At 43.7% G+C, this 2,068-nt stretch carries 1 pseudogene; it reads right to left on the bottom strand.

Annotation, left to right across the window (positions count from 1 at the left end):
* Positions 1–2,068 (bottom strand): annotated as a pseudogene (locus HMPREF3002_RS04150) (CshA family fibrillar surface protein C); the annotation flags it as partial.

The following is a 2,068-nucleotide window of genomic DNA, read 5'->3' as shown; positions in this document are numbered from 1 at the left end:
TGAGTTGCACCTTGCACATCAGTAGATACTGCTGAAGTTGCAGTTGGTGTAACAGGTGTTACAGTTGGTGTGTAAGTTGCAGTAACTGGAGTACCGTTCTTATCAACACGTTTCACTGTTACGCCTGTACCTGTTCCTGTGAATGATTTTTCTGGTACGAAGGTTACAGTTCCATCTGGAGCAACTGTGTAAGTTCCTTCTCCTGGAATGGTCTTCGTAGTTGAACCATCTTCAAAGGTTGCTGGCACATCATCATCCATTGGGATTGCAGGGTTACCAGGTGTGAAGCTTGGTGTACCTGTTTGTGTTTTACCTTGGATATCTGTAGATGTTGCAGGTTCAGCAGTTGGGACAACTGGAGTGATCTTCGGTGTGTAAGTTGTTTCAGCAACTGTTCCGTTTGTATCTTTACCTTGAACCTTAACTGGAACCACATCACCTGAGTAAGATTTATCAGTTGGTGTGAAGGTTACAAGGCCTGTTTCTTTATCAACTGTGAAAGTACCAATTTCTTTACCTTCTGGTGATTTAGCAACTACAGATTCTGCTGGCTGACCATTTTCATCAAGAAGAGTAATGGTATCTTTGTCAATTGGTGCAACTGGGTCACCTTCAGTGAAGGTTACTGTTCCAGTTTGAACCACACCTTGAGGTGCTTCTGATGTAGCTGGAGTTGCTGTTGGTGTTACCGGTGTCACAGTTGGTGTGTACTTAGCAGTAACTGGAGTACCGTTCTTATCGACACGTTTAACTGTTACGCCTGTACCTTCTCCTGTGAATGATTTTTCTGGAACAAAGGTTACGGTTCCGTCTGGAGCAACAGTGTAAGTTCCTTCACCAGGAATAGTCTTGGTTGTTGAGCCATCTTCAAATATTGCAGGTGTATCATCATCCATTGGAACATTTGGATTACCTGGTGTGAAGGTTGGTGTACCTGTTTGCGTTTGACCTTGTTTGTCAGTAGATGTTGTATCTTCTGCAGTTGGTGTAACTGGTGTTACGGTTGGTGTATAAGTCGCAGAAGCTTTTGTTCCGTTCTTATCTTCACGAACCACTGTTACGGCTGGTGCAGTTCCAACGAATGATTTTTCTGGTACAAAGGTTACTGTACCGTCTGCTGCTACTGTGTATGTACCAACACCATCTACAGTCTTCGTAGTTGATCCATCATCGAAGGTTGCTGGAACATCATCGTTCATAGGTACACGGCTGTCACCTTCGGTGAATTTAGGTTTACCAGTTTGAGTTGCACCTTGGATATCTGTTGATTCAGCTGGTGTTGCTGTTGGTGTTACTGGTGTCACAGTTGGTGTGTACTTAGCTGTGATTTCAGTACCGTTCTTGTCCACGCGTTTCACTGTTACGCCTGTAGCAGTTCCAGTGAATGATTTTTCTGGTACGAAGGTTACGGTTCCATCTGGAGCAACAGTATATGTTCCTTCACCATCTACTGTCTTAGTGGTTGAGCCATCTTCGAAGGTAGCTGGAGTATCTTCATCGATTGGAACATTTGGATTGCCTTCCGTGAAGGTTGGTTTACCAGATTGTGTTTGACCTTGAATATCTGTCGATGTAGCATCTTCAGAAGTTGGAACAACCGGAGTAATCTTCGGTGTATAAGTTGTTTCAACTGTAGTTCCATTTGCATCAGCTGCCTGAACCTTAACTGGAACCACATCACCTGAGTAAGATTTATCTGTTGGTGTGAAAGTAACTACACCTGTGTCTTTATCAACTGTGTATGTACCGATCACATCACCTGCTGGTGATTTCGCTTCTACTGATGCTGCTGGTTGACCATTTTCATCAAGAAGAGTAATCGAATCCTTGTTAATTGGAGCTACTTCATCACCTTCAGTGAAGGTTACAGTGCCAGTTTGAACAAGACCTTGAGGTCCAGTAGATTCAGCTGGTGTTGCAGTTGGAGTTACTGGAGTTACGGTTGGTGTGTAAGTTGCAGAAGCTTTAGTTCCGTTCTTATCTTCACGAACAACTGTTACGGCTGGTGCTTTACCTGTGAATGATTTTTCAGGAACAAAGGTTACAGTTCCGTCTGCTGCTACTGTGT

The organism is Streptococcus sp. HMSC065E03, from assembly GCF_001815045.1.
Lineage (GTDB): Bacteria > Bacillota > Bacilli > Lactobacillales > Streptococcaceae > Streptococcus > Streptococcus parasanguinis_AD.
The sequence above is the reverse complement of the archived record's forward strand: the minus strand, read 5'-3'. Positions and strand labels throughout refer to the sequence as shown.